Here is a 24,686-nt window from a genome sequence, read left to right as displayed (position 1 = left end):
GTTACTTCGCTTGTCTATGCCCATACCTATGCCTCTGAATCTTTCCAACCTGCCTGGCGGCGTCGCTGCGGCCCGTTTCTTTATCGCCGGCGTGGTATTGGCCGGCGGCCTGGCCAGCTGCAAGAACGAAATAGAAGCGGGGCCCGACACCGGCACCGGGTATTACCCCGTGGCCGTGGGCAACTCCTGGACTTACGCCGTGACCGATACCACCTGGAGCCAGGCCATTGCCAACGGCCCGCTGGTGTCGCAGGTGACGCCCAGCGTGGCCACGGTCAGTTCGTACAAATTCCGGGAAACCATCACCGAAACGTTTACCGATGCGGCCGGGCGGAAAGCCTACCGCTTGGTGCGGGCCAAAATGGTGCCGCCGTCCACGGCGTGGGTCAACGACAGCGTATTTGTGCTCACGGCCAACGACCAGTTTGTGGCCCTCAACCGCAACAACGTGCGCACCGTGGAACTCGTCTTTCCGGTGCGCAACGAGGCCTCGTGGAACCTGAACGCCTTCAACAACAGCGCCGCCGATACCGTCACCAACCTCACCCGGCAGTACAGCCGCGTGGGGCAGCCCTACGCCACGGGCGGCGGTGCGTCGGGGCTGCCGGTGAAGAATTACGAAACCACGCTGACCACCAACAACACCGGCACTGCCGCCGAAAGCAGCCTGCTCAAGAGCATCGGCTACCAGCAGGTGTTCGCCAAAGGCGTGGGGCCGGTGCTGCGACGGCGGTTTTTCTTTGCGTATTTCTACCTCAACGGCAGCACCATCACCTACGTGCCGGGCTCGTATTTTGCCGCCACCACGCGCCGCGAAACGTTGATTGATTACGTGGTGAAATAGATTTATCTTCCTCTTATTAAGCCGCAGCTTTGCCGATTCTTATGGTGCCTTCCACACGTAACTGGGTGATTTTTGCGCTGCTGACGGGCGCGCTTCAGGTATTGGCCGATGCCCCGGCGGCGGCCCAGGGCACCATTCGCCGCCACTTGGTTTATTTCCGCGACAAGGCCGGCACGCCCTACTCGGTGGCTCAGCCCCAGGCGTTTCTGTCGGCCCGGGCCATTGCCCGCCGCACCAAACAGGGCATTGCGGTGCTCCCGCGCGACCTGCCGGTGAACCCGGCCTACGTAGCCCAGATTCAAGGCCTTACGGGCAGCCCGCGGGTGGTGTACACCTCGCGCTGGTTTAACGCCGCAGTGGTGTCCTGCGACTCGGCGACGCTGGCGCGGATAACGGCGCTGCCCGTCGTGCGCAACGCCGCCACGCTCAACCGCAGCCAGCAGGTGATGAAAGCCACGCCGGCCCCGGTGCAGGTTTCCCCGGCAGCCGCCCGCGGCACGCTGGCCACCCGCGCGCAGTACGGCCCGGCCTATCGCCAGGATGTGCAGATTGGCGCCACGGCCATGCACGACGCCGGTTTTCGCGGCGACGGCATGCACATCGCCGTCTTCGATGCAGGCTTTCCCGGCGTGAACCAGATTCCGGCCCTGCAGCCGGTTTATCAGGAAAACCGCCTGGCCGCGACGCGTAATTTCGTGGATGACAACAAGAGCGTGTACCTGCGCAACAGCCACGGCACCAATTGCCTCTCGGCCATTGCGGGCAACCAGGCCGGTTTTTACATCGGCACGGCACCCAAGGCTACCTTTCACCTGTGCATCACCGAAGACATCAATTCCGAGCATCCCATTGAGGAAGCCAACTGGCTGGCCGCCGCCGAATACGCCGATTCGGCCGGGGTCGACGTCATCAGCTCCTCGCTGGGCTACACCACGTTCGATGCGCCTTCCACCTCCTACACCTACGCCGACATGAACGGGCGCACGGCCATCAGCACGCGGGCGGCCACTTTTGCGGCCCGGGTGGGCATGGTGGTGGTGAGCGCCGCCGGCAACGAGGGCGTGAATCCCTGGCACTACATTTCGGCGCCTGCCGATGCCGATTCCATCATTTCGGTGGCCGCCGTCGATTCTTTTGGCATCAGGGCATCGTTCAGCTCCTACGGCCCGTCGGCCGATGGCCGCATCAAGCCTACGCTGGCGGCCATGGGACTGGCCGCGGCGGTGCTGGCGCCCAATGGGGCGGCTTTTCGGGGCAACGGCACCTCGTATGCCTGCCCGGTACTGGCGGGCATGGTGGCCGGTTTTTGGCAGGCCAATCCCACGCTCACGGCCCAGCAAGTCATTGCCGCTTTGCGCAGCACGGCCTCGCTGGCCGCGAACCCCAACAACAGCCTGGGCTACGGCATCCCGAATTTCGTGACGGCCTACAACGCCCTGCACCCCACGGCGCCCTTGTCGGCCACCGGCCAGCGGGGGGCGCCCGATGCGTTGGCCCTCTTTCCCAACCCCACCGGCGACGGCGCCCTGACGCTGGTGCTGCCCGAGGCGCTGCGCGACCAGCCCCTGCGCCTGCGCGTGCTCGATGCCCGCGGCGCGGTGGTGGCCCAGCAGCAGCTCGGCGCCACTTCGGCCAGCGAAGTGGCCGTGCAACTGGGGCGCCTGGCCAAGGGCGCCTATACCTGCGAAGTGAGCGCCGGCGCCACCCGCCGCACCGTCAAATTTGTGCAGCAGTAAGCTTGATTGGGTGCTTGGGAAAAAGGCCCGCATGCGGGCCTTTTTTTATGGAATTACCGTGGCATATTTGCTTGTTTTTGAGGGCAATATTTCGTAATTTTAAAGCATCAATTAACCTCGTTTTCTATCAGCAGCATGTTGCAAATGATGATTACCAAGCGCATCGGGCGCCGCCAGTTTCACTTCACCGTGGAAGGCAACAACTTCCACGAAACCGTGGCGGAATACGACCGGCTGAGCTTCCCCGATGTGGCGGCCTGCGGCCTGTGCGGCTCCGATAACCTGGACCTTACCAGCCGCGTCGCGCAGGGCAAATACAAATACACGTCGGTCAAATGCCTGTCGTGCCGCGGCGACCTGACCTTTGGCAAAAACAAGGACGACGACCAGAGCTATTTCCTGCGCCGCAAGGAAACCGGCGAGCTGGACTGGCGCGCCGTGGAAAAGGTCGAGAAGTAATCCTTTTGTTCGCTTCGCGGTTAAGCTTCCATAACGGCTCCACCACACGGTGGAGCCGTTATTTGTATCCGCATCTGCGACATCTTTCTCATCTGCCTAATCTGCAGTTCATGTTTACCGGAATTATTGAAGCCCTCGGGACCATTGTAGCGGTCGAAAACCAGGGGAGCAACCGCCACTTCACGGTCAGCTCGCCCTTCGCGGCCGAGCTGAAAATCGACCAGAGCGTGGCCCACGACGGCGTGTGCCTGACCGTGGTGGCCGTGGACCCCGCCGCCGGCACGCACGTGGTGACGGCCATCGACGAGACGCTGCGGGTGACCAACCTGGGGCAGTGGCAGCCCGGCCGCCACGTGAATCTGGAGCGCTGCCTGGCCGCCACGGGCCGCTTCGACGGGCACATCGTGCAGGGCCACGTCGACGCCACGGCCACCTGCCTGAGCGTGACCGACCAGCAGGGCTCCTGGCTGTTTCGGTTTGGCCACGAGGCCGGGCCGGGGCGCCTCACCGTGGACAAGGGCTCGATTTGCGTGAACGGCACGAGCCTGACCTGTTTCGATAGCACCGACACGGGCTTTACGGTGGCCATCATTCCGTACACCTACGAGCACACCAGCTTTCAGCAGCTGCGGGCCGGCGACACGGTGAACCTGGAGTTCGACATCGTGGGCAAGTACGTGGCGAAGCTGCTGGGCAAAATCGCCTGACAACCTGCTACAACGGCTTGCGTAGGAATAATAACCCTTTCCACGCAACTGTTTTTACCATGTCGAAGCGCGAATTGATTGAGCCCAACGAGGGCGACAAGCGGTACATCCGCCGGGACGAGGATGGCCGGATAGAGCATTCCGTCGAATTGCACAAATCCTTGTCGCAGGACGACAAGCACAACTCGAAAAAGACCAGCAAGCCCGGCCAGGGCGACCGCGGCGATGGCCACACTGGCAACCGCAAGCCCGCCAAATAGTCTATTTGCCTTAAAAAAGCCCGCTGTCCGTCAGTGGGCTTTTTTGCTGATAGTCGCGCCGCGCCCGGCTGCGGGCTTGGTAGTGGCTGCCTCGGAGAAAAACGTTTGGGCGCGCTGCAGGGCCCCGAGGTCGTCCTGAATGTCGTTGGGCCGCGAGCCGGTGCCGTAGAGCATGCCGCCCCACTGCATTTGCATGTAGTTGGCGGTAAGGACCAATGCGTCTTCCAGGGGCTGGGCTTCGGCGCGGTTGCCGCTGCTGGCCACTATTGACCACAGGGTTTTGCCGCGCATGTCGTGGCGGAAATTGAGCGACGAGGTGCGCAGCCAAGCGCTCCAATAGTCCAGGTAATGCTTGGCGTGCACGGGCAGGCTGTACCAGTAGAGCGGCGCCACCAGCACCAGGTCGGTGGCTTCGAGGGTGGCTTCGAGCAGCAATTGGGCATTGCCAGCCGGCTCGGGGTAGGGCGTGTGGTGGCGCAGGTCCACGAAATAAGGCAGCGGGTAGTCCTGCAAATGAATCCAGCGCTGCTGCGCGGTTTCAGGCAGCGAATGCGCCGCGCAATACGCCAGTTGCTCGGTGTTGCCCATGCGGCGGGAGCTCGAAAGCAGAAACAGAAAGCGGCGCGCGGGGCTATTCATTGTTATGACGGAATGATGCTTACACTTTTTCCGGCCACAGGCGCGGGCTCCACTGCCGGTAGGCCAGGGCCGCCAGGGCACCCAGAAGCGCCCCGATGATGGCCCCGCCTAGCACATCGGTGGGGTAATGCGCCCCAAGGTACATACGGCTGTAGGATAGTAGAATAGCCCACAAAAATACTCCGATTCGGAGGGCCCGGAAGCGACCCGGCGGCAGCACCACCGCCAGGAACACCGCCAGCGCCATGGAATTGGCGGCGTGCGACGACAAAAAGCCGAATTGCCCGCCACAGCCGTCGGGCAGGTGCAGCCGGGCCAGCAGGGCGCCGTCGTGGCAGGGGCGGGGGCGAGCAAAAAACGGCTTAAAAAGTCGGCTCGTGATGCTGTCGGCCAGCGCCACGGCCAGCACCACCAGGGGCAACAGCAGCACCGCCCGTCGCCGGAAATGGTAAATCAGCCACCCGATGAGCAGGGCATAGGCCGGAAACCAGACCAGGCGATTGGAAGCAAACAGCATCACCGCGTCCAGCGCGCGGGCGTGGCCGTGGTTGATGGCCAGCAGCAACTGCCGGTCGAAGGCTTTAATGGCTTCAAGCATCGGCCAGCCAGTCTACGCCTTTGCGGAGCCAGGCCAGCGTGGCAGCTTCGGGCGTGCCGGGCGCGGGCGGCGCGGGGTTGTAGGCCCAGCCGGTGCGCGGGGGCAGGCTCATGAGGATGGACTCGGTGCGGCCGCCGGTTTCGAGCCCGAACCGGGTGCCGCGGTCAAACGCCAGGTTGAACTCGGCGTAGCGGGCCCGGCGCTGGGTTTGCCAGGCTTCTTCGCGCTCGCCGTAGGGCAGGGCCTGGTTTTCGGCCATCAATTCCGAATAAAAGGGACCAAAAAGCTCGGCCACGTCGCGCATGAAGGCAAACAGCTCCTCGGCCGTGCCGTCGGGGCCCACGGTGAGGCGGTCGTAGAAAATGCCGCCCACGCCGCGGGTTTCCTGGCGATGCGGCAGGTAAAAATAGTCGTCGGCCCAGCGGGTGAACTTGGGGTAGTAGGCGGGGTTGTGGCGGTTGCACACGTCGCGCAGCCGCTCGTGGAAGCGGCGGGCCTGAGCTTCATCCACGTAAATCGGGGTCAGGTCGATGCCGCCGCCGAACCAGGCTTCGCCGTTGCCGGCTTCGAAGTAGCGCACGTTCATGTGGATGATGGGCACGCGCGGGCTGCGCGGGTGCAGCACCACGCTCACGCCGGTGGCGTAGAAATGCGGGTCGGGCATGTGCAGCTGCCGGGCGGCGGCCTCGCTCATCTGGCCCCACACGGCCGAGAAGCCCACGCCGCCTTTTTCCAGCACGCGGCCGTGCTCCAGCACTTTGGAGCGGCCGCCACCGCCGCCTTCGCGCTGCCAGGCATCGGTGAGGAAGCGGGCCGGGCCGGCGTCGGCGGTTTCCAGCTGCTGGCACAGGCGGAGCTGAAAATCGGCCAGCCAGGCTTCAATTTCGGGACGGATGGTGGGAGAGGGCGCGGGGTTCACAGAAAGAAGTGGGAAGCAGGCGAAGCAGTTAGGCCGCAAAACAGGGCCCGCGAAAGGCATGTAGGCCCAAAAAGCGGCTTTGTGGCCGGGCGCAAAGATACGGACGGAGGCCGGGCGTACTTTTGTGGCCTCACCCGCCCCTTGCCCGATGTCCGACTTTGCCGCGCCCACCGCACCCGACACCACCGACCTGCCCAATACCCGCGTCGCCAACGCCGCGGCGGCCGCGGCCGCCGCGTTTTCGGCCCCCAACGCGCGGCCGGCACCGGCCATCGACCCCTACCTGCTGCGCCGCGCCTACCGCCTGATGCACACGGCCGCCGCCATGGCCGACCTCTACGAAGAGCAGAAAGCCACGGCCTCGCGCTACGTGCACGCCACCGCCCGCGGGCACGAGGCCGTGCAACTGGCCACCGCCTTCCTGCTCACCGAAACCGACTTTGCCGCGCCCTACTACCGCGACGATGCCCTGCTGCTCGGCCTCGGGCTGCGGCCGTATGAGCTCATGCTGCAACTGCTGGCCAAGGCCGGCGACCCGTTCAGCGGAGGGCGCACGTACTACTCGCACCCGTCGCTGCGGCGGGCGGGCGTGCCGGTCATTCCGCACCAAAGCTCGGCCACGGGCATGCAGGCCATTCCGGCCACCGGCATGGCGCACGCCATCAAATATTTTGAGGCGCTGCCCGGCGAGCAAGTGGCCGCGGCTACCGATGCGGTGAAGAAAATCCGGGAAAATCTGGCCGGGAATCAGGCGTTGAGTTTGTGCTCGATTGGCGACGGCGCCATGACGGAGGGCGAGGTGTCGGAAGCCCTGCAAATGGCCATTCTGCACCAGCTGCCCATTATTTACCTGGTGCAGGACAACGACTGGGGCATTTCGGCCACCGGCCGCGAGATGCGCGCCATGAACGCCTACGAGTTTGCGGCGGGCTTTCCGGGCCTGCGGCGGCTGCAGGTGGACGGGGCCGATTTCTGGTCGTCGTACGCGGGCCTGACGGAGGCTTTCGCGCACGTGCGGGCCCGGCGCGGGCCGGTGCTGGTGCACGCCAAATGCCCGCTGCTGGGCCACCACACCAGCGGCGTGCGCCGCGAGTGGTACCGCCACGACTTGGCCGCCCACCAAACCCAGGACCCCTTGCCACGCCTGCACCAGCAGCTGCTGGCCCAGGGCTTTGCCGAAACCGAGCTGAACGACTTGGCCGCCGAGGCTTTGGCTACCGTGCGCGCCGACTGGGCCGAAGCCCTGGCCGCGCCCGACCCCGACCCGGCCACTTTCGCCGACCACGAGTTTGCCCCGCCCGCCATCTTGGCCGAAGCCGGCGAGCGCAGCCCCGCCGGCGCCGAGAAAACCCTGATGGTGGACGCCGCCCTGCACGCCGTGGACGACATCCTGCGCGAGTTTCCCGAAGCCCTGTTTTACGGGCAGGACGTGGGTGGCGAGCTGGGCGGCGTGTTCCGCGAAGCTGCGTTGCTGGCCAAAAAGTACGGCGACGGCCGCGTGTTCAACACGCCCATTCAGGAGGCCTACATTGTGGGCAGCACGGCCGGCATGGCCGCCGTGGGCGCCCGGCCCATCGTCGAAATCCAGTTTGCCGACTACATCTGGCCGGCCCTGAACCAGCTGGTGGAAGAGCTGTCAAAATCCTGCTACCTCACCATGGGCAAGTTTCCGATTCCGGCGCTCATACGCGTGCCCATTGGCGCGTATGGCGGCGGCGGGCCCTACCATTCGGGCTCCATTGAGAGCACGCTGCTCACCATTCGCGGCATTAAAGTGGTGTACCCGAGCAACGCGGCCGACATGAAAGGCCTGATGCGTGCCGCCTTCCTTGACCCCAACCCCGTGGTGATACTGGAGCACAAGGGCCTGTACTGGAGCAAAGTGCCCGGCACCGAAGACGCCAAAACCACAGAGCCGGCCGCTGGCTACGTCATCCCGCTGGGCCAGGCCGCCATCGCGCAAGCCGCCGATGCCGACAAGCTGCGCCGCGGCGAAACCGCGCTGGTGGTGACCTACGGCATGGGCGTGCACTGGGCTAAAACGGCCAGCCGCGACTTCCCCGGTCAAATCGAAATCCTGGACCTGCGCACCCTCAATCCGCTCGATTTCGACGCCGTGACCGCCGCCACGCGCCGCCACGGCAAGGTGCTGGTGCTCACCGAGGAGCCCCTGCTCAACAGCTTCGCCGAAAGCCTGGCCGGGCGCATCCAGCGCCACTGCTTCGAGGCCCTGGATGCGCCGGTGTTCACGCTGGGCGCGGCCAACCTGCCCGCCATCGCCCTCAACGTGGAGCTGGAGCGCCAGATGCTGCCCAGCGCCGCCAAAGTGGCCGCCGCTCTCGGCGAACTGCTGGCGTACTAAGAAGGAGTGGTGGGTTCAAGCCTGACTCGCCTGCTTTGTATCCACCAACCCACTCCTTAGAAGGGGTAACCAATGCCCAGGTTGAAGGCGATGGGGTTGGCGCTGCTGTCGAAGTAGCGCAGGGCCCACCGCTTGCCACTTAGAGCGGTGGGGTCGTAGATTTTGGTGGCCAAGTCGAGGCGTAGGATGAGGAAGGTGAAGTCGAAGCGAATGCCGAGGCCGGTGTCCAGCGCCAGCTGCCGGTAGAAACGGTCGAGCTGAAACTGTGCATTCTCGCGGAAGTACTCGTGGGTGATAGGGTCCTTTTTTTCCTGCAGGCCCCACACGTTGCCAAAATCCGTGAAAACGGCTCCTTTGATGAAGCTGTAGATGGGGAAGCGGTATTCGGCGCTGCCTTCGAGCAGCAGCTCGCCGGGCTGCTCGGTGAGGTAGTCGCGGGTGTTGTCCGGTAGCAGCGGGGTGTAGCCGCCCGGCCCCAGGCGGCGCGGCTGCCAGGCCCGCAGGCTGGTGGAGCCGCCCGCAAAAAAGGACTTGTCGTAGGGCACCACGTAATCGCCTTCCGTCCGGGTGATGGCGTGCACCACCCCGCCGTTCAGGCGCCACACAAAGTAGGTTTGGGGCGTGAGGCGGTAGTAGCGCCGGTAATCGGCGCTGAGCCGCGCAAAGTCATACACGTTCAGGTTCGTGGCGTCGAAAAGCGGCTGACGGTACAAGCTGCGCGTTAGGCCGCCAAACTCCACCGCCAGGCGCAGGTACTGGGCGTTGCGGGTTTGGTTGAAGTCGTTGGAATTATACAGCGAAGTGAAGCCAAAGCTGGGCTCGATTTGCTTGTTGAACGAGCGGTACAGCGACGAGCCTTCGGTGACCTTCAAATCTTCCAGCCGTTGCGCAAATGCCGGGCTGGGGTCGGAATTCACCAGCGTGAGCACCACGGGCGAAAACACGTACTGGTGAAACGCCGAGCGTTGCCAGATGTAGTCGAACGCGAACTCGAAATTGGAACGGGTGTATTCCGGCCGGTCCACGTAGGTTTCCGAGAGCGTAAACCGGGTTTTGGGGTTGTATTTCGTCAGAAAGTGGTTGGTGCGAAACGGCACCAGAAACTGCGGCAGCGTGAGCGACGCCGTGGCTCCGAGCTGCTTGGTCAGCACCGACTGCTGGGTCTGGTTTTCGGTGGCAACCCGCACCAGCTGCCCTTCCAAGCCGGCCCGGACGCCAAACTCTAGCACCTCGGCCCCGCCAAATGGGTTCCGGGTTTTTAGGCGTAGGTTGAGAAACGGGCCGGCCAAATTGGCCACGAACGTGGCCCCGAACTCGTCGTTTATCGCAAACTTGGGCGCCGGCGAGGCGTTGATTACCGCGTTCAGTTCGCCGGTGGTGGGGTGCAGGCCGGCGCTGTCGGCGGCGGGGGGGTCGGGCACTTTGCGGTAGCTCACGGTGCTGAAGCGGAACATGTCCAGGTCCGAGAGCAGCCGCTGGGTTTGCTGGGTGCGCGTGAGGTTGTAGAGCTGGCCGGGGCGCACCAGCACCTTGCGGGCCAGCAGGCTGGTGCTGTACTTCTGCTGATAGGCCGCGAAATGCACCGAATCAGTGACGGTGGTGTCGGTGCGCAGGCCCAGATTGGGCCGCGCCCGCAGCGCACCCGGCGTGCCGGCCCGGCGCAGGGTGTCGCCGGCGGCGTTGCGCAGGGTGCGGCCGATGCCGGCATCGGTCACGAAGCGCACCTGGCGGATGGTGTACTTGCGGTGGCCCTGCGCGGGGCCGGGGTTGGCAATGAAGGTGCGCAGCCGCACCGTAAACTTCTCGTAGCTGGTGTCGGCTTCCAGCGTGATGAACTGGGGCCGGAAATCAAAGTAGCCGGCGTTCTTGAGCAGGGTTTCGAGCCGGGTGCGCTCCTGGCCGATGATTTCCTCATTGTAGCGCTCGTTTTCGTGAATCAGCGAAGCCGCTTTAGCCTGGCGCACCACGGCCGCCACCCCCGAATCCGGAATGCTGGGCTCCTGCAGGCGGTAGAGGAACGGCGGGCCTTCGGTGATGGCGTACGTGACCGTGGCGCGGCGGTAAAGCTTGGCCAGGTCCAGCGAATCGGGCTTGCCGTTGAACACCTTGCCCATCAGCTTCAGGAACCGGCTGTGCCGGTAGCGGGCCGTGTCGGTGGCCGTCACCGTGGCCCGGAAAAAGCCCTGCGAATGCAGAAAGGTGGTCATTTGCTCCACCGTGCGGCGGGTCAGGGTGGTGTCGTACACCACGGGCGCCTCGCCCAGGCGCATGATGGCGTTGCCCTTGTCGAGGGCCAGCTGCTTGCGGGTGACCTTGCGCTCGCGGCGGGCCAGCAGCTTGCCCAGCTCGGCCGAGTCGGTGCCGGCTGCCTTCATCTTGGCCGCGTAGCTGGCCTGAATGTCGCGCAGCTTGTTTTTGATGCGCACCGAGTCGTAGAAATTGTAGCCCAACTGGTAGATGGCCAGCTTGGGCAGCGGGAAACGGGTATTGGGTTTTTGCTGAGCCAGCGCCGTGAGCCGTTCTTTGTCGGCCTGCTCCACGCCCTTTATTTCCACGCGGCTCAGCAGGCGCTGGCCCGGCCGCAGCAGCTTAAACGGCGAGCACGCCGCGGCCAGCAGCAGCACGCCCAGCGGCCCGAGCCGGCGCAGGGCCCGTAGCTTTGAAGAATAGGTCGACAACAATGGTTTCAAAAACACTTGGGAAATACGTGCAGTCGCTGCACCAAAAAAAGTACCGCCAGCGCCACGGCGCGTTTCTGGTGGAAGGCGGAAAAAGCGTGTTGGAGCTGCTAAGTTCTGACCTGGAAACCGAACACCTGCTGACTACGGCCGAATTCGCTTCCCAAAACCGTGCCTCGCTGCCCGCGCGCCTGCTCACCCTCGTCACCGAAACCGAGCTCACCCAGCTCGGCACCCTGGCCCACAACGCCACGGCCCTCGCGGTGGCCCGCCTGCCGTCCGAGCCGCCGCTGCCTCCAACGCTGCCCACGGGCGCTTTGTTGCTGGCCCTCGACGAAGTGCGCGACCCTGGCAACCTGGGCACGCTGCTGCGCCTGGCCGACTGGTACGGCCTGCCCGGCGTGGTGCTCAGCCCCGGCTGCGCCGACGCTTACGCCCCCAAAACCGTGGCCGCCACCATGGGCGCCTTCGCCCGCGTGCCCGTGTGGGAGCGCGACCTGGCCGCCTGGCTGCCCACGCTGCCGCCCGAAGTCGGCATCTTCGGCGCCGATTTGGCCGGCGACAACGTGCACCGCCTCGCCCTGCGCCCCGCCGGCGTGCTCGTCATGGGCTCCGAGTCGCACGGCCTCACGCCCGGCGTGGCGGCGGCCCTCACCCGGCGCCTGCACATCCCGCGCGGGGCCGGCGGCCGGGCCGAAAGCCTCAACGTGGCCATTTCGGCCGCCATTCTGCTCGATAACTTTTTCCGAAATCAATAAGGGATAAGAAAGAAGGAAAAAGGGAGCGGGAATAAATGCTGCCTGTACACAGCACTTATTCCCGCTCCCTTTTTCCTTATCCCATTACTACTTAGTCGATACCGAGCAGCCGCACGCCGAAGCTCAGAACCTGGGTATCGGGGCCGGCATTGGCTTTGAACAGGGGGTTCATGTTGTACTTGCCGAAGAACTCCAGGCTGCGGTAGCCGATGGTGCCCTGCAGGCCGTACTGGAAGTTTTCCATGTTGTAGCTGCCGTCTTCTTTGTCCTTGTAGGTGGTGCCCTCGCTGGTGTATTTCACCTTGGTCCAGGACTTGATGCGGTAGCCCACGAAGCCGCCCGCGCCGATGGTGAAAGTGGGCTTGTAGTGCGAGTCGCGCAGCTGCAGGCGCAGCATCAGGGGCAGGTTGATGCTGGACGTGGCCAGCTTGGTTTTCTGGTACTGGCGGCCTTCGCGGTTGAGGATGACGCTGGTGCGGCCGTTCTCGTTCACCCACTGGCGGTTGCCGTTCAGCATGTAGTTGTTGAAGGCAAATTCGGGGCCCACGGTCAGGCTCAGGGGGCTGCGCTTGCCGCCGAGGCGGGCGTCCCAGTCCAGGCCGATGTTGACGTAGCGCGAGCCTTCGGTGCGCAGGTCCACGTCCGATTGGCCGGCCACGGATTTCTGGTTCACCAGCGCGTTCAGGCCGATGTCGAGGATGAGGTGCGACTTGGTGGAGCGCTTCTCCAGGTCCTTGAGGCGCACGGAGTCGCGGTGGGCCTGGCGCTGCTCGGGGGTTCGGGCATCGCGGCCGGTCGACTTATTCCGGCCGTCGATGTTAATCACGAGGCCGGTTTTTTTCTCCAGCAGCACTTCCACCTTGTTGCTGGGGCCATTGGCCGAGGGCTTGTGCGTGGTGATGCGGATTTGCTCGGGCATGTTTTTGCCGGGCTGGTCTTTGTCGGGATAAAACTCCATGGTGACCTGCTCCGATTTGCCGTTTTTGGCCGCCGTTTCGGCCTGCGTGATGTAGCTGGCCAGCCGGGAAGTGAGCGAGTCGAGCTGGTATTTCTTGAGCTCGCGCAGCTGGGCCGCGTCGCGCACCACCAGCGTGAGGGTGGCCTGGTTGGGCAGGCGCACCACAATGGTGTCTTTGAAGAAGGCCGAGGGCGTGGCCCGCACCGTGGCGCGGGCCTCGTTCAGGCCCGCCGTGAGCGCAAAAACCAGCAGAAAAAAGGAGAGAAAAGCGCGTTGCATGATTTCCGAGAAAGAAAAGTGAATTACAATTGAATGGATTTGCTGATGCTGCGGCCGCCCACCGAGGCCCGGACGGTCACGTTTTCGGGCAGGCCCGCTGCCTCGGCCAGGCTCACCCGCTCGCCGCGCACCAAGTTACCGGCTTGCTGCAGCAGGCGCCCGCCCAGGCGGCGGCGCTCGGTGGGCTCCTCGCTCGAAGCCACGGCCGAGCTGGTGGTTTGGGCCGCGCGGCTGGCCGTGGCGTCGCCGGTGCGCACGTCCACCGTTATCAGCTCGCTGCTGCCGACGCGGACGATTTCCGGCGTGGGTGCGGGTTTGGTTTGGGCCACTACCGGGGCCGGTTCCGGGGCTTTTTGCAACTCGTCAGTTGCGCGAGCCGGTGCCGACGGGGTGGCGGGGGGAGTCGCGTGGGCCACCAGGGGGGCTTGCTCGGTGGCCGCGTCCGGCTGCCGGGTGGTTCCTTTCAGGTGGCGGAGCGGCGGCTCGGAAGCTGCCTGGCTGGCCTTTGATGCGGTAGATGCGAGGGCGGCGGGGCGGGTTGCCTGAGTAGCCGCTTTTTTCTGGGGAGATTCAGCGAAAATACTTTGCTGAGCCTTTTCCGGCTGTGCCGCCGGCGTGGTGACGGCAATAGCGGCATTTTCACGCGGCTCGATGGTCGTCTGGCTTTGGGTTTGGGCAGGGTTGCCAACTGACGCTGGGCTGGTGGTGCCACGAGTGGAGCCTTGCGAGGCAATGGCGCCGGTTTTCGGGCCGCCCGAGGGGAAGCCCAGCCACAGGCCGGCGCCGCCGGCCACCAGCAGCAGGGCCACTGCCGCGGCAATGGCCATGGGCCACCACGCGGCGGCGCGGCGCTGGCGGGGGCGCAGGTGCTCGTCTTCCAGCCGCTCCCAGAGCTCGCGCCGGGGCGGCGTGGCGTGGCCGCTCAGGGTGCGTTGAAAAAGCTGGTCGAGGCGCGGGTCGGGGGCCGGGGCAGCGGGCTCCTCGGCCGGCGTGGCCTGCAGGCGCGCCCACAGCGCATCGGCATCGCCCGGTGGGGTGGCGTGGCCGTCGAGCTTCTCGCGGAATAAGTCGTCGATATCTTCGGGAAACATAAGTCTAGGTAAGGCTAATTGCTGGAAATGGCGGCAAACTGAACCCGCCGCTGGAGCATGGCGCGGGCCTTGCTCAGCTGCGATTTGCTGGTGCCTTCGCTGATGCCCAGCAGCTCGGCAATTTCTTGGTGGCCGTAGCCTTCCAGGGCGTAGAGGTTGAACACCGTGCGGTAGCCGGTGGGCAGGGTGGTGAGCAGCTCCATCAGGTCTTCGGCCTGGAGCTGGGTGTCGGCGGTGGCGGCGGTCGTGGCCAGGTTTTCGGGCTGGGCAAAATCCTCGAACGACACGGTCATCAGCTCGCGCTGGCGCAGCTGCATCAGCGCCTCGTTCACCATGATGCGGCGCACCCAGCCCTCAAAGCTGCCCTCGAAACGGTAGGTGGGCAGGGCGCGAAACATCTTGGCGAATCCGAGAATGAGGGCTTCCTCGGCGTCTTCCCGGCGCTTGAGGTAGCGGCGGCACACGGTGAGCATCAGGCCGGCCAGCTGGTCGTAGAGCTGGCGTTGGGCCCGGTGCTCGCCGCGCACGCAGGCGGCGATGAGTTCGGCTTCGGTCACGGTGAGGGTGGGCAAAAAGCAGAAAAGTCTGGTGAGTTAGCGCGTCAGATGCACGCGGCCGGGCAAGGGTTGCCTGCGGCGGCGCTTTTTTAATAGAAAATCCCGGCCGGTGGGGCCAGGACTTTCCATTCTTGCTAATAAACCGCTAGTACTGCGCGCGGTAGAACCTGTGCCGGGCGTTCAGCTCCAGGGCATTACCCTGGTACCAGGCCACAAAATTCTTCCACTTCTCCGGGTTGGCTTTGGCCCAGGCGTCGAAGCCGTCCTCGTCGCCTTTCATCAGCAGCCAGTAGTTGTAGGCTTCGGCGTGGCCGGCTTTGGCAATCTGCCGCTGGTAGTCGAACAGCACGTTGGGGTATTTCGCGTCGTGCTTCATGTCGTAATACGTGTTGATGAAGTTGGTGCGAATGGTGTTCAGGGAAGCCAGCGTAATCTCGTGCGCGGTGGCCACGGCCACGCCCATCGTGGTTTCGTAGGCCATGCTGTAGGGCAGCTTGAAGTCCTTGCCCTTGCCCATCGTCGAGGCATCAAGCACGTTCTGGCCAAAGCTGACGGACGCCGAATTGGGCTTGGGAAAAGTGATTTCGCTCTTGTAGGTGTCGAACAGCAGCTTGCTCATTTCGGCGGTGCGGGCGCTGTTGCGTTCCAGGTTCATGAACAGCTCGCCGTATATCATGCCCCACAGCTCGTTGTTGGAGGCCAGGTAGAGCTTGGCCGCCCGGTAGTAGTTCGACGGAAAGGTGGGCGCCAACTCGATGCCTTTTTCGTAGAATTTCAGCGCTTCGGCGTAGTCTTTCTTCACCAGCTGCAGGTTGCCCAGCTCCAGGTGCAGGGGGCCCGACTCCGGAAACTTCTTCAGGCCCTGGTTGTACGTTTCCGCGGCCTGGGTTCCCTGGCCGGCCAGGTCGTAGCTGTTGCCCAGCAGCTGGTAGGTCCGCTCGCTCGCTTCCTTGCGGTCCGCCAGGGGGGTGAGCAGGGCAATGGCGGTCGGGTATTCCTTTTGCATGTAGTGCGCCAGGGCCAGTTCGTAGCCGTAATGGTAGTTGGTGGGGTCCAGCGCGGCGGCTTCTTCCAGCAGCTTGATGGATTCGGGCACGTGCCCGTCGTCCATCAGCTTGATGGCTTCCTGGCCTTTCGCCAGCGCCGTTTCCTTAGCCGATTGAGCGTTGGCCTGAACGGCCAAGCCCGCCGCCAGGCCCAGAGTTAGTATAAATGTGCGCATAAGTTTGACCCTGAGCCAGCTAAGGAAAATGAATGAATGTGAGCCGCCCAAATTACCCATTGCCGGGCATTAACCCGAATTGGCGGGCTACAATTCGTTCAGGCGCTGCCCTTCTTCCGGCTGCCGGTGCGGGTGCTTGGCCTGGCCCACCACCTGCGCGCCGTAGATGCCGCGGTGGCCCGAGAACCCATACGCCACCACGCAGGTCAGCCCCAGGCAAATGCCCGCCTGCCCGCCGAACAGCTCCAGGCCCATGAGGGTGCAGGCCAGCGGCGTATTGGCCGCCCCCGCAAACACGCCCACAAACCCCATGGCCGCCAGCAGCGCCACCGGCAGCGGCAGCACCGCAGCCAGGGCACTGCCCAGCGCCGCCCCCATAAAAAACAGTGGCGTCACCTCGCCGCCCCGAAAGCCGCAGCCCAGCGTGAGCGCCGTAAAAACCAGCTTCCAGGCCCAGACGGCGGGCGGCAGCGGGTGCTGGAAAGCTTCCAGAATGACCGGAATGCCCAGGCCGCTGTAGCGGGTCGTGCCCAGGCCCCACATCAGCAGCGCCACCACGGCGCCGCCCACCACCGGCCGCAGCGGCGGGTAGGCAATGAAGCGGGCGTAAACCCGGCCCACGGCGTGCGTGAGCCCGATAAAGCCGCGCGCCGCCAGCCCGCACAGCGCGCCCACCAGCAGCGCGCCGCCCAGCAGCGTGGGCGTGAGCGGCAGCGCGCCCAGCACCGGGTAGGCGGTGTGCCCCACGCCCCAGGCCCGCGTCACGGCATCGGCCACGGCGGCGGCCAGAAAGCTTGGCAGCACGGCGTCGTAGCGAACCGAGCCCAGCCACAGCACTTCCAGCCCAAAAACCGCCCCGGCCAGCGGGGTGCCAAACACCGATGCAAAGCCCGCGCTCATGCCCGCGATGAGCAGCAGGCGCCGGTCGGCGGCAGTCAGGCGCAGCCAGCGCGGCAGCTGGTCGGCCAGGGCGCCGCCCATTTGCACGGCCGTGCCCTCGCGGCCCGCCGAGCCGCCCACCAGATGCGTGAGCAAGGTGCCGCCCAGCACCAGCGGCAGCAGCCGCAACGGAATGGCCCGGCTGGGCCGATGAATTTCGTCCAGAATGAGGTTGTTGCCCCGACCCGCCACCTGCCCGAAATAATGGTAGGCCAGGCCAATGAGCAGGCCCGCCGCCGGCAGCAGCGCCGGGGCCCAGGCGTGGGCCTCGCGCCAGCGCGTAACCCCGTCCAGCGCCACCAAAAACCCCGCCGAAGCCGTGCCCGCCAGGGCTCCAATTAATCCGCCCAGCAACAGCCAGCGCAGCAGAAATGCCCCGGCCGAAGCGGTGTATAAGGCTCGCAGGCGGACGGGAATCAGGGCAAAAAGCGAAGGGCGGGAGGGCACGGGGCGAACGCAGGATGAGCTAAGCGGCGCGGCCCCAGCGGCCGTCCGTTCGGTAGGAATCATCAGCGCGGAGCAGGTGCTCCGGCGGTTCGCGGTGGAAATCCATCACCGGTAGCAGGAGCGCAAATATAGCGAAGGGGCTGCGCGAAGCATAAATTTCCAGGGTTTCCGGCGGTTGCGGCGGTTATTTGCGGGCCGGTACATTTATTTCCCGGCGCCCCGCTTCTGCATGGAACTGCTCACGGTCACCAACATCAGCCTGCTGGAGCAGGGCAACCAGGTGTTGCAGTCCCTCAGCTTTCAACTGCCCGCGCACCGCCGGCTGGCGCTGGCGGGCGCGTCGGGCACCGGCAAAAGCACGCTGCTGCAAATCATTGCCGGCCTCATCCAGCCCAGCACGGGCGAGGTGCGCGTGAACGGCGACCGGGTGCGCGGCCCCGCCGAAACGCTGGTGCCCGGGCACCCCGGTGTGGCCTACTTGTCGCAGAAATCGGAGTTGCCGCAGTTTTTGCGCGTCGAGCAGGTGCTGCGCTACGCCAACCAGCAGCCCCTGGCCGATGCGCAGGCGCTGTTTGCCCTCTGCCGCATCGACCACCTGCTGGCGCGCCGCACCGACCACCTCTCCGGGGGCGAGCAGCAGCGCGTGGCCCTGGCGCGCCTGCTGCTGAGCGCGCCCCGGCTGCTGCTGCTCGACGAGCCCTTTTCCAACCTCGACCGCGTGCACAAGCGCCTGCTGCAAGGCATCATCGAGGAACTGAGCACCCGCCTGGGCATCACCTGCCTGCTGGTGTCGCACGACGCGGCCGATACGCTGCCCTGGGCCGACGAAATTCTGGTGCTCCAGCGCGGCCGGATTATTCAGCAGGCCCCCCCGCACATCATCTACCACCAACCCGTGAATGAATACACCGCCAGCCTGTTCGGCGATTACAACGCGGTGCGCGGCGCGGCCCGCCAGGGGTTGGGCGGCCCCGGTGCGCAGTTTCCAGGTTCCGGGGCCGTGCTGCTGGTGCGCCCCGAAGACGTGGTACTTTCAACCAAGAGCCGGGGCGGGCTGGCCGGCGTGGTGCGAGCGGTTCGGTTTTATGGTAGCCACTGTGAAGTGGAAGTGGCCGTGCCCGGCCAGGCCGTGCGGGTGCGGCAGCCCACCGCCACGGTGGCGCCCGGCGCTGCGGTGCGGCTGTCCGTTGCCAAGGGCAGCGGCTGGTTTATCGATGAGGAATAGACAAATACTGATGCAAAAAGGCCCCGACGTGTGTTGCGCCGGGGCTTTTCCGTCTCGAAATCAGTGAATTTAATACTGCCCAATCGACAACAGCACCAGCGTGCAGGCTTCCTCGGTTTGGATGCCGCGCTGCTGGGCCAGGCGTTCCAGCTCGGGGTTTTCGGTGCCCGGGTTGAACAGGATACGCTTGGGTTTCAGGTCGAGGATGTAGTCGTACCAGGCGGGCTGGTTTTGCGGGCCCACGTAAAGGGTCACCGTGTCGATGTCTTTTTCCTGGGGCCGGTCGGTGTGGATGGGCAGGCCCGCCACTTCGCCTTTGCGAATGCCCACGGGCACCACTTCGTGGCCGTGGTTTTTGAGCATGTGGGTGGCCCGGAAAGAATAGCGCGCCGGGTTGTCGGAGGCGCCGAGCACAAGGGTCTTTTTCATAGGAGTTCAGGAGCAAAGTGAGTAAAAAGGCCATTCCGCTGTTGTGGCAGTGCTTTAAAGAATGGTTCAACGCAAGCACATTGCCCAGTTGGTTCTTCAACATTGGCCGGACGGCAGGCCTTCCCGGCTTTCTACGAGAAAACCGCGAAAACCGCTTCCGCGCACCGCTCCCCGTCCATGGCCGCCGACACGATGCCGCCGGCGTAGCCCGCGCCCTCGCCGCACGGAAACAGGCCCGCCACCACCGGATGCTGCAGCGTGGCCGGGTCGCGCGGGATGCGCACCGGGGCCGAAGTGCGGCTTTCGACGCCCACAATTTGCGCGGCGTTGGTGGCGTAGCCCGGAATTTTGCGGCCAAAGTCGCGGAAGCCCTGCCGCAGCCGCTCGGCCAGCACGGGCCCCAGCACGTCGTCCATGCGCACGGAGGTGAGGCCCGGCTGGTACGAGGTTTCCAGCAGGCTGCCGGACATTTTGTTCTTCAAAAAATCGCCGAGCAGCTGCGCCGGGGCCTGCTGCGTGCCGCCCGCCGCCTGGCAGGCCCGCTGTTCCAGCGCCTGCTGAAAGCGCAGCCCGGCCAGCGCGCCGTGCTGGCGCACGTCGAGGTCGGCCAGCTCCACGGCGGCCACAATGCCGGAATTGGCAAAGCGCGAGTCGCGCCGGCTCGGCGACATGCCGTTGACCACCACTTCGCCCGGCGCCGTGGCCGCCGGCACAATGAAGCCGCCGGGGCACATGCAAAACGAAAACACGCCGCGCTGCTCCCCGCGCACCTCCGTTTGGTGCACCAGCGAGTAGGAAGCGGCCGGCAGCAGGCCGCGCTCGGAGCGCCGGTACTGGGCTTGGTCGATGAGGGCCTGCGGGTGTTCCACGCGCACGCCCAGGGCAAAGGGCTTGGCTTCGATGAGCACGCCCCGGCGGTGCAGCAATTCGTAAATGTCCCGGGCCGAATGACCGGTGGCCAGAATGGTGGCCTCAGCTTCCAGGGCTTCGCCCGAGGCCAGCACCACGCCGCGCAGGCGGTTGTTTTCGAGCAGAAGGTCGGTGACGCGGGTTTCGAAGCGCACCTCCCCGCCGGCTTCGATGATGGCCTCGCGCAGGGCCTGCACCACGGCGGGCAGCTTGTTGGTACCGATGTGGGGGTGGGCGTCCACCAGAATGTCCGGGGTGGCGCCGTGCTGCACCAGGCGGCGCAGCACGCGGCCCACGTCGCCGCGCTTGGTGGCGCGGGTATAAAGCTTGCCGTCGGAGTAGGTGCCCGCGCCTCCTTCGCCGAAGCAGTAGTTCGAATCGGGGTTCACCACTTGGTCCTTATTGATAGCCGCCAAGTCGCGGCGGCGCGTGCGCACGTCGAGGCCGCGCTCCAGCACAATGGGTTTCAGGCCCAGCTCGATGCAGCGAAGCGCTGCAAAAAGCCCTGCCGGCCCGGCCCCAACTATCAAAACCTTATCAGAAGTTGTTTTAACATTTGGATAAATAAACCAGGGTCCAAATAGGTCCGGCGGGGGAGGTCCTGTGTAAACGTCGGCCCGTAGGCGCACCAGCGGCTGTCTTCCCCGTGCATCAATAGAGCGGCGTTTTAAGTGCACAAAATCAGCTGCGCCAGCTTGCACACCCGCTTGCTCAAGAATGGCTTCATAGCGCGCTAACTCATCGAACGCCACCTCCGGCGTAAGCAGAACCTCTAATTCTTTTTTAAACATTTGTGTAAACAAAGGTAGTTATCCTTTAATGAAATTGGGCTTCTTGTTCGCCGCAACAAAGTTACGTAAGCTCCAAAGCACGAAGAGAAGCAGCGAAATCCCGAACTGGTTGATTGGGCATTTCCGTGGCTACTCAGGCTAATGCTGCCCATCATTCGTTAGTTTGCCTCATGGCTGAAATAATTGCTACAACACCAGTTTCGCGTTTTCGCTCCATCGCCAGTGGTTCCATTGGCAACTTGGTGGAGTGGTACGATTGGTACGCTTACTCCGCGTTCGCCCTGTACTTCGCCCCCGTATTCTTCCCCAGCGGCGACACCACCGCCAAGCTGCTGAACACGGCGGCCATTTTCGCCGTGGGCTTTTTGATGCGGCCGCTGGGGGCCTGGCTGCTCGGAATGTATGCCGACCGGCACGGCCGCCGGGCTGCCCTGCTGCTGTCGGTGCGGCTCATGGCCGGCGGGTCGCTGCTCATCGCCGCCACGCCGGGCTACGCGCGCATAGGTGTGGCGGCTCCGGCCTTGCTGCTGCTGGCCCGCTTGGTGCAGGGCATCAGCGTGGGCGGCGAATACGGCACTTCGGCCACCTACCTCAGTGAAATGGCCGGCGCCAAGCACCGCGGGTTTTGGTCCAGCTTTCAGTACCTGACCCTGATGGGCGGCCAACTCCTGGCGCTGTTGGTGCAGCTGGGCCTGCAGCAACTGCTCACGCCTGCTCAGCTAGGCGAGTGGGGCTGGCGGGTGCCCTTCGTGATTGGCGCGCTGGCCGCCCTGGGCGCGCTGTACCTGCGCACCCACATGAGCGAAACCAGTGCCTTTGAGCAGCACCAGCAAACCCAGGCCCAAGTAGCAGCCAATGCGGATGGCACGGCGCGGCCTTCCCAAATGCGGGTGCTGCTGCAGCACCCGCTGGCGGTGCTCACGGTGGTGGGGCTGACGCTGGGCGGCACTCTGGCGTTTTATACCTATACCACCTACGCCCAAAAGTTTCTCGTTAACACTTCCGGTTTTGAAAAAGAGGAAGCCACGCTGATTTCCTTCGGCGTGATGGCGGTGGCGCTGCTGTTTCAGCCCTTGCTGGGCGCCATTTCCGACCGGGTGGGCCGCCGGCCGGTGCTGCTCATGTTCGGCATTGGGGCTACGCTGGGCACCGTGCCGCTGCTGCGCTTGCTGGCCAATACCCACGACGCCTGGGCGGCGGCCGGACTGCTTATCGCGGCGCTGTTCGTGGTGAGCGGCTACACGTCCATCAGCGCCGTGGTGAAGGCCGAGCTTTTCCCCACCGAAATCCGGGCCCTGGGCGTGGGCCTGCCGTTTGCGCTCACCGTGGCCATTTTTGGCGGCACGGCCGAGTACGTGGCCTTGTTTGCCAAGCAGCGCGGGGTGGAGGAGTGGTTTTACTGGTACGTGACGGCCTGCGCGCTGATTTCGCTGCTGGTATACTGGCGCATGAGCGAAACCCAGGCCGAAAAAGGCCGCATGGTCGATTAGGTTTCGGCGGGCTTTTGTGGCTCGCCCGTCCAAGGGTTTGCAACAGATTAGTCCGGTTTTTCGGTTTCCGTTTTGCCGTTCGCGAAGCCGTTGGCCAGCTTGCCGAGGTCGACGTGCGACTTGGCGGTGTTGGTGTAGACTTCGGTGAGCATGGCGCCGAGAGCTTTGGCCACTTCCGGCCCGTTGCGGGCAATGGTGCCCGAAATCACGCTGTAGTAAAAGGTGGCCAGGGTGTCGCCGTCCCAGATGCCGCGCAGGTTGTCGTGCAGGCGGCGGGCCTGGTCGAGTGAGGCGTCGATGATTTTTTGTTCTTCGGGAGTCATGAGCGGGGAAATGAATGAGGCCGGTGTTCCTTACGGAAACCGGCCTCGTTCGTGTTCGTTCTTTATGCTATTTCGCGGGTCGGGTTAGCAGGTATGCTGGCTTGAATCCTCGGACAGTTGCCTAAACGCCGACGCCCTCTTCGAGCACGCTTTCGACCCAGCCCTTGCCCCAGTCTTCCAACTCCTGCGCGCTCCAGAGCTGCGGATAGAAAATGCGGCGCTGGAACTTGGGCGGCAGATAGTTGCGCCAATTGGTGCCGCCGGTGGCGGCCACGTCGGTGGGGTTGCGGTGCAGGTAGCGCACCGCCGATTTGAAGTGCATGAGCGGCCAGTTCACGTTTACGCTCACGTCGAGCTGGCGCATGGCGCGCAGCAGGCGGGGGTGCTGGCGGTCTTCGGCGGGCAGGCGCTGCACCACAGCCCACACGTTGCGGTCGTGGTAGGCTTCGGCGTGGCGCACGAGGTCGGCGGTGTACTTGCGCTCAAACTCGATGAGGGTGAGGGCCTTGGCGCCGCTGGCTTCGATGGTGGCGCCGGCTTTCCAATAGATGCAGCCCAGCAGCTGGTCGAAATCGTGGGCCGAGGCCTCGCCCAGGGTCTGGCGCTTCACTTGGTCGGTGAGGTTTTCGAGCGCGGTGCTGGCAATCTCAATCATGCGGTATTGCACGCTCTGAAAGCCCGACGCCGGCATGAGGGCCATGCGGAAGTCGAGAAACTGCTGCTTGTCCATGCCGTCCACCATCACGTCGAACGAGTCGATGAGGTTGTCGAAGTAGCGGTTGATGCGGCCCAGGCGCAGCACCACTTCGCCGAGCGTGGGCGTTTTCAGGTCGCCAATCTGCTCGTACTCACAGAGGCAGAGCTTGAAATAGAGCTCCGAAATCTGGTGGTACATGATAAAAATCCGCTCATCGGGCAGGTTGGTGAGCGGGCGCTGGAGGGAGAGTAAGGTGTCTAGCTCGATATAATCCCAGTAGTTGATGTATTTGGCGTGGTAGAGGCCTTCAAGGTATGCGGCCAAGTCTTGGCCGTCGGGGACGTATTTATCCTGCAGCCGTCGAAGCTGGGCCAGCACGGCCGGGGAAAATTCGTCCGGGGTGGGAAGGTCGGACATAAGGAAGAGGGGTAAGGTGGGAGGGGAAACGCCTGGGTGGAGGCAGGACAAATATCGTTAAAATACTGAGGTTACAAGCCGCCAATTTAAGCGGCTTGCCGAACATTCTGCACCGGTGTGGGTTTGGCGGCCTCCGCGGGCGTTGTTTTGGCCGAAACATTCGCCCCAGAGCATCCAACTGGGCGGCGCGGCGGTAGATTTGGGGCCAATCCGCTACTTTTAACCGCGCAACCGTTGAGCACGGTACCTGCCCATGGCCGAGAAATCCAGCATTTTTGATATGATTGGGCCCGTGATGATTGGGCCCAGCTCGTCGCACACGGCTGGCGTGGTGCGCATTGCGCGCGCGGCCATCCGCATTTTGGGCGCTGTGCCCACCGAGGCCGTCATCACGTTCTACAATTCCTTTGCCCGCACCTACGAGGGCCACGGTTCCGACCGCGCCATTGTGGCGGGCCTGCTGGGCTACGCGCCTGACGACACCCGGATTCGCACCGCCTTCGACCATGCCGCGGCGGCCGGCCTGCGCTACACGTTTCAGAGCGTGGGCAATGCCTCCACCATGCACCCCAACACCATCAAGCTGAACCTGCTGGACGGCGCCACCGGCCACCGGGTGGAAGTGGTGGGGCAGAGCCGCGGGGGCGGAGTCATCCGCATTGTGGAGGTGGACGGCTTTCCGGCCGATTTTTCGGGCGCCCTGCACACCCTCATCATTGATGCCAACGACGTGCCCGGCTCCATTGCCTTCATTGCCTCGGTCATAGCCCACGACCAGTGCAACATCGCCACCATGTTTGTGAGCCGCAAGGGGCGCAACGACGCGGCCCGGCAGTTCATCGAGATGGACAGCCCCATCAAGGAAATCACCCTGGCCTACCTGCGGCAGCTGAGCTGGGTGCAGCGCATCACCTACATTCCCACGCTGGAATAGGACGGCTGAGTAATAAAA

General features: G+C 64.4%; 23 protein-coding genes and 1 riboswitch. Of the genes, 10 read left to right on the top strand and 13 right to left on the bottom strand.

Annotation, left to right across the window (positions count from 1 at the left end; genetic code table 11):
• The first annotated feature begins 28 nt into the window (after positions 1-28).
• The 5 genes from I2H31_RS04610 (at position 29) to I2H31_RS04590 (ending at position 4,006) form a co-directional block, all read left to right on the top strand.
• The gene (locus tag I2H31_RS04610; RefSeq protein WP_196291838.1) at positions 29-844 is read left to right on the top strand and encodes a hypothetical protein; all 816 of its coding nucleotides are present in this window, start codon (positions 29-31) and stop codon (positions 842-844) included.
• Between the two features lie 41 nt (positions 845-885).
• Complete coding sequence (locus I2H31_RS04605) at positions 886-2,580, top strand: S8 family serine peptidase (RefSeq protein ID WP_196291837.1); 1,695 nt, start codon at positions 886-888, stop codon at positions 2,578-2,580.
• 144 nt (positions 2,581-2,724) lie between these two features.
• On the top strand, positions 2,725-3,039 hold the full coding sequence (locus tag I2H31_RS04600; RefSeq protein WP_196291836.1) for a hypothetical protein: 315 nt from the start codon (positions 2,725-2,727) through the stop codon (positions 3,037-3,039).
• A gap of 110 nt (positions 3,040-3,149) precedes the next feature.
• Positions 3,150-3,746, top strand: coding sequence for a riboflavin synthase (locus I2H31_RS04595; protein WP_196291835.1), 597 nt, complete (start codon positions 3,150-3,152; stop codon positions 3,744-3,746).
• 59 nt (positions 3,747-3,805) lie between these two features.
• Positions 3,806-4,006 carry a hypothetical protein gene (locus I2H31_RS04590; protein WP_196291834.1) on the top strand — a complete coding sequence of 67 codons (201 nt, stop codon included), beginning with the start codon at positions 3,806-3,808 and terminating at the stop codon, positions 4,004-4,006.
• A gap of 30 nt (positions 4,007-4,036) precedes the next feature.
• On the opposite strand, the gene I2H31_RS04585 is transcribed toward I2H31_RS04590, so the two are convergent.
• The 3 genes from I2H31_RS04585 to hemF are packed head-to-tail and all read right to left on the bottom strand — an operon-like array spanning position 4,037 to position 6,162.
• On the bottom strand, positions 4,037-4,645 hold the full coding sequence (locus I2H31_RS04585) for a flavodoxin family protein (protein WP_196291833.1): 609 nt from the start codon (positions 4,643-4,645) through the stop codon (positions 4,037-4,039).
• Positions 4,646-4,664: 19 nt separating this feature from the next.
• The gene (locus I2H31_RS04580) at positions 4,665-5,243 is read right to left on the bottom strand and encodes a phosphatase PAP2 family protein (RefSeq protein ID WP_196291832.1); all 579 of its coding nucleotides are present in this window, start codon (positions 5,241-5,243) and stop codon (positions 4,665-4,667) included.
• Complete coding sequence (gene hemF, locus I2H31_RS04575; RefSeq protein WP_317192180.1) at positions 5,236-6,162, bottom strand: oxygen-dependent coproporphyrinogen oxidase; 927 nt, start codon at positions 6,160-6,162, stop codon at positions 5,236-5,238. Before hemF ends, I2H31_RS04580 begins: the two co-directional genes overlap by 8 nt.
• A gap of 148 nt (positions 6,163-6,310) precedes the next feature.
• On the opposite strand from hemF, the gene I2H31_RS04570 reads away from it, so the two are divergent.
• Positions 6,311-8,524 carry an alpha-ketoacid dehydrogenase subunit alpha/beta gene (locus I2H31_RS04570; protein ID WP_230687475.1) on the top strand — a complete coding sequence of 738 codons (2,214 nt, stop codon included), beginning with the start codon at positions 6,311-6,313 and terminating at the stop codon, positions 8,522-8,524.
• Positions 8,525-8,580: 56 nt separating this feature from the next.
• On the opposite strand, the gene tamL is transcribed toward I2H31_RS04570, so the two are convergent.
• Positions 8,581-11,214: a translocation and assembly module lipoprotein TamL gene (tamL, locus tag I2H31_RS04565; protein WP_196291830.1), complete on the bottom strand. Its 2,634-nt coding sequence runs from the start codon at positions 11,212-11,214 to the stop codon at positions 8,581-8,583.
• On the opposite strand from tamL, the gene I2H31_RS04560 reads away from it, so the two are divergent.
• The gene (locus tag I2H31_RS04560; protein WP_196291829.1) at positions 11,205-11,960 is read left to right on the top strand and encodes an RNA methyltransferase; all 756 of its coding nucleotides are present in this window, start codon (positions 11,205-11,207) and stop codon (positions 11,958-11,960) included. The two genes, tamL and I2H31_RS04560, sit on opposite strands and share 10 nt — an antisense overlap.
• A 91-nt stretch (positions 11,961-12,051) precedes the next feature.
• On the opposite strand, the gene I2H31_RS04555 is transcribed toward I2H31_RS04560, so the two are convergent.
• The 5 genes from I2H31_RS04555 to I2H31_RS04535 form a co-directional block, all read right to left on the bottom strand.
• Positions 12,052-13,197 carry an outer membrane beta-barrel protein gene (locus I2H31_RS04555; RefSeq protein WP_196291828.1) on the bottom strand — a complete coding sequence of 382 codons (1,146 nt, stop codon included), beginning with the start codon at positions 13,195-13,197 and terminating at the stop codon, positions 12,052-12,054.
• A gap of 23 nt (positions 13,198-13,220) precedes the next feature.
• On the bottom strand, positions 13,221-14,288 hold the full coding sequence (locus I2H31_RS04550; RefSeq protein ID WP_196291827.1) for a hypothetical protein: 1,068 nt from the start codon (positions 14,286-14,288) through the stop codon (positions 13,221-13,223).
• A 14-nt stretch (positions 14,289-14,302) separates the two neighbouring features.
• Positions 14,303-14,860 carry an RNA polymerase sigma factor gene (locus I2H31_RS04545; protein ID WP_230687474.1) on the bottom strand — a complete coding sequence of 186 codons (558 nt, stop codon included), beginning with the start codon at positions 14,858-14,860 and terminating at the stop codon, positions 14,303-14,305.
• 130 nt (positions 14,861-14,990) lie between these two features.
• Positions 14,991-16,067, bottom strand: a complete 1,077-nt coding sequence (locus I2H31_RS04540) for a tetratricopeptide repeat protein (protein WP_196291826.1) — start codon at positions 16,065-16,067, stop codon at positions 14,991-14,993.
• 87 nt (positions 16,068-16,154) lie between these two features.
• On the bottom strand, positions 16,155-17,453 hold the full coding sequence (locus tag I2H31_RS04535) for a chloride channel protein (protein WP_317192179.1): 1,299 nt from the start codon (positions 17,451-17,453) through the stop codon (positions 16,155-16,157).
• A 46-nt stretch (positions 17,454-17,499) separates the two neighbouring features.
• Positions 17,500-17,572, bottom strand: a riboswitch (Fluoride riboswitch).
• 110 nt (positions 17,573-17,682) lie between these two features.
• On the opposite strand from I2H31_RS04535, the gene I2H31_RS04530 reads away from it, so the two are divergent.
• The gene (locus tag I2H31_RS04530; RefSeq protein ID WP_196291824.1) at positions 17,683-18,678 is read left to right on the top strand and encodes an ABC transporter ATP-binding protein; all 996 of its coding nucleotides are present in this window, start codon (positions 17,683-17,685) and stop codon (positions 18,676-18,678) included.
• A 69-nt stretch (positions 18,679-18,747) separates the two neighbouring features.
• Here I2H31_RS04530 and I2H31_RS04525 read toward each other — a convergent pair whose 3' ends face one another.
• Together I2H31_RS04525 and I2H31_RS04520 are read right to left on the bottom strand one after the other, a co-directional pair.
• Entirely contained in the window at positions 18,748-19,107 is a 360-nt protein-coding gene (locus I2H31_RS04525) for a CoA-binding protein (protein WP_196291823.1), read from the bottom strand.
• Positions 19,108-19,238: 131 nt separating this feature from the next.
• A complete protein-coding gene (locus I2H31_RS04520) occupies positions 19,239-20,807 on the bottom strand; it encodes an NAD(P)/FAD-dependent oxidoreductase (RefSeq protein WP_196291822.1) in 1,569 nt (522 codons plus the stop codon).
• A gap of 170 nt (positions 20,808-20,977) precedes the next feature.
• Here I2H31_RS04520 and I2H31_RS04515 point away from each other — a divergent pair, with 170 nt between their 5' ends.
• Positions 20,978-22,297: an MFS transporter gene (locus tag I2H31_RS04515; RefSeq protein ID WP_196291821.1), complete on the top strand. Its 1,320-nt coding sequence runs from the start codon at positions 20,978-20,980 to the stop codon at positions 22,295-22,297.
• 47 nt (positions 22,298-22,344) lie between these two features.
• On the opposite strand, the gene I2H31_RS04510 is transcribed toward I2H31_RS04515, so the two are convergent.
• Both I2H31_RS04510 and I2H31_RS04505 read right to left on the bottom strand, forming a co-directional pair.
• Positions 22,345-22,620 (bottom strand): hypothetical protein, encoded by a 276-nt coding sequence (locus I2H31_RS04510; protein WP_196291820.1) that lies wholly within the window; start codon positions 22,618-22,620, stop codon positions 22,345-22,347.
• A gap of 121 nt (positions 22,621-22,741) precedes the next feature.
• Positions 22,742-23,734, bottom strand: a complete 993-nt coding sequence (locus I2H31_RS04505; RefSeq protein ID WP_196291819.1) for a tryptophan 2,3-dioxygenase family protein — start codon at positions 23,732-23,734, stop codon at positions 22,742-22,744.
• A gap of 253 nt (positions 23,735-23,987) precedes the next feature.
• On the opposite strand from I2H31_RS04505, the gene sdaAB reads away from it, so the two are divergent.
• Positions 23,988-24,668 (top strand): L-serine ammonia-lyase, iron-sulfur-dependent subunit beta, encoded by a 681-nt coding sequence (gene sdaAB, locus I2H31_RS04500; protein WP_196291818.1) that lies wholly within the window; start codon positions 23,988-23,990, stop codon positions 24,666-24,668.
• Positions 24,669-24,686 lie beyond the last annotated feature (18 nt).

This window comes from Hymenobacter ruricola, from assembly GCF_015694525.1.
Classification (GTDB): Bacteria; Bacteroidota; Bacteroidia; order Cytophagales; family Hymenobacteraceae; genus Hymenobacter; species Hymenobacter ruricola.
The sequence above is the reverse complement of the archived record's forward strand: the minus strand, read 5'-3'. Positions and strand labels throughout refer to the sequence as shown.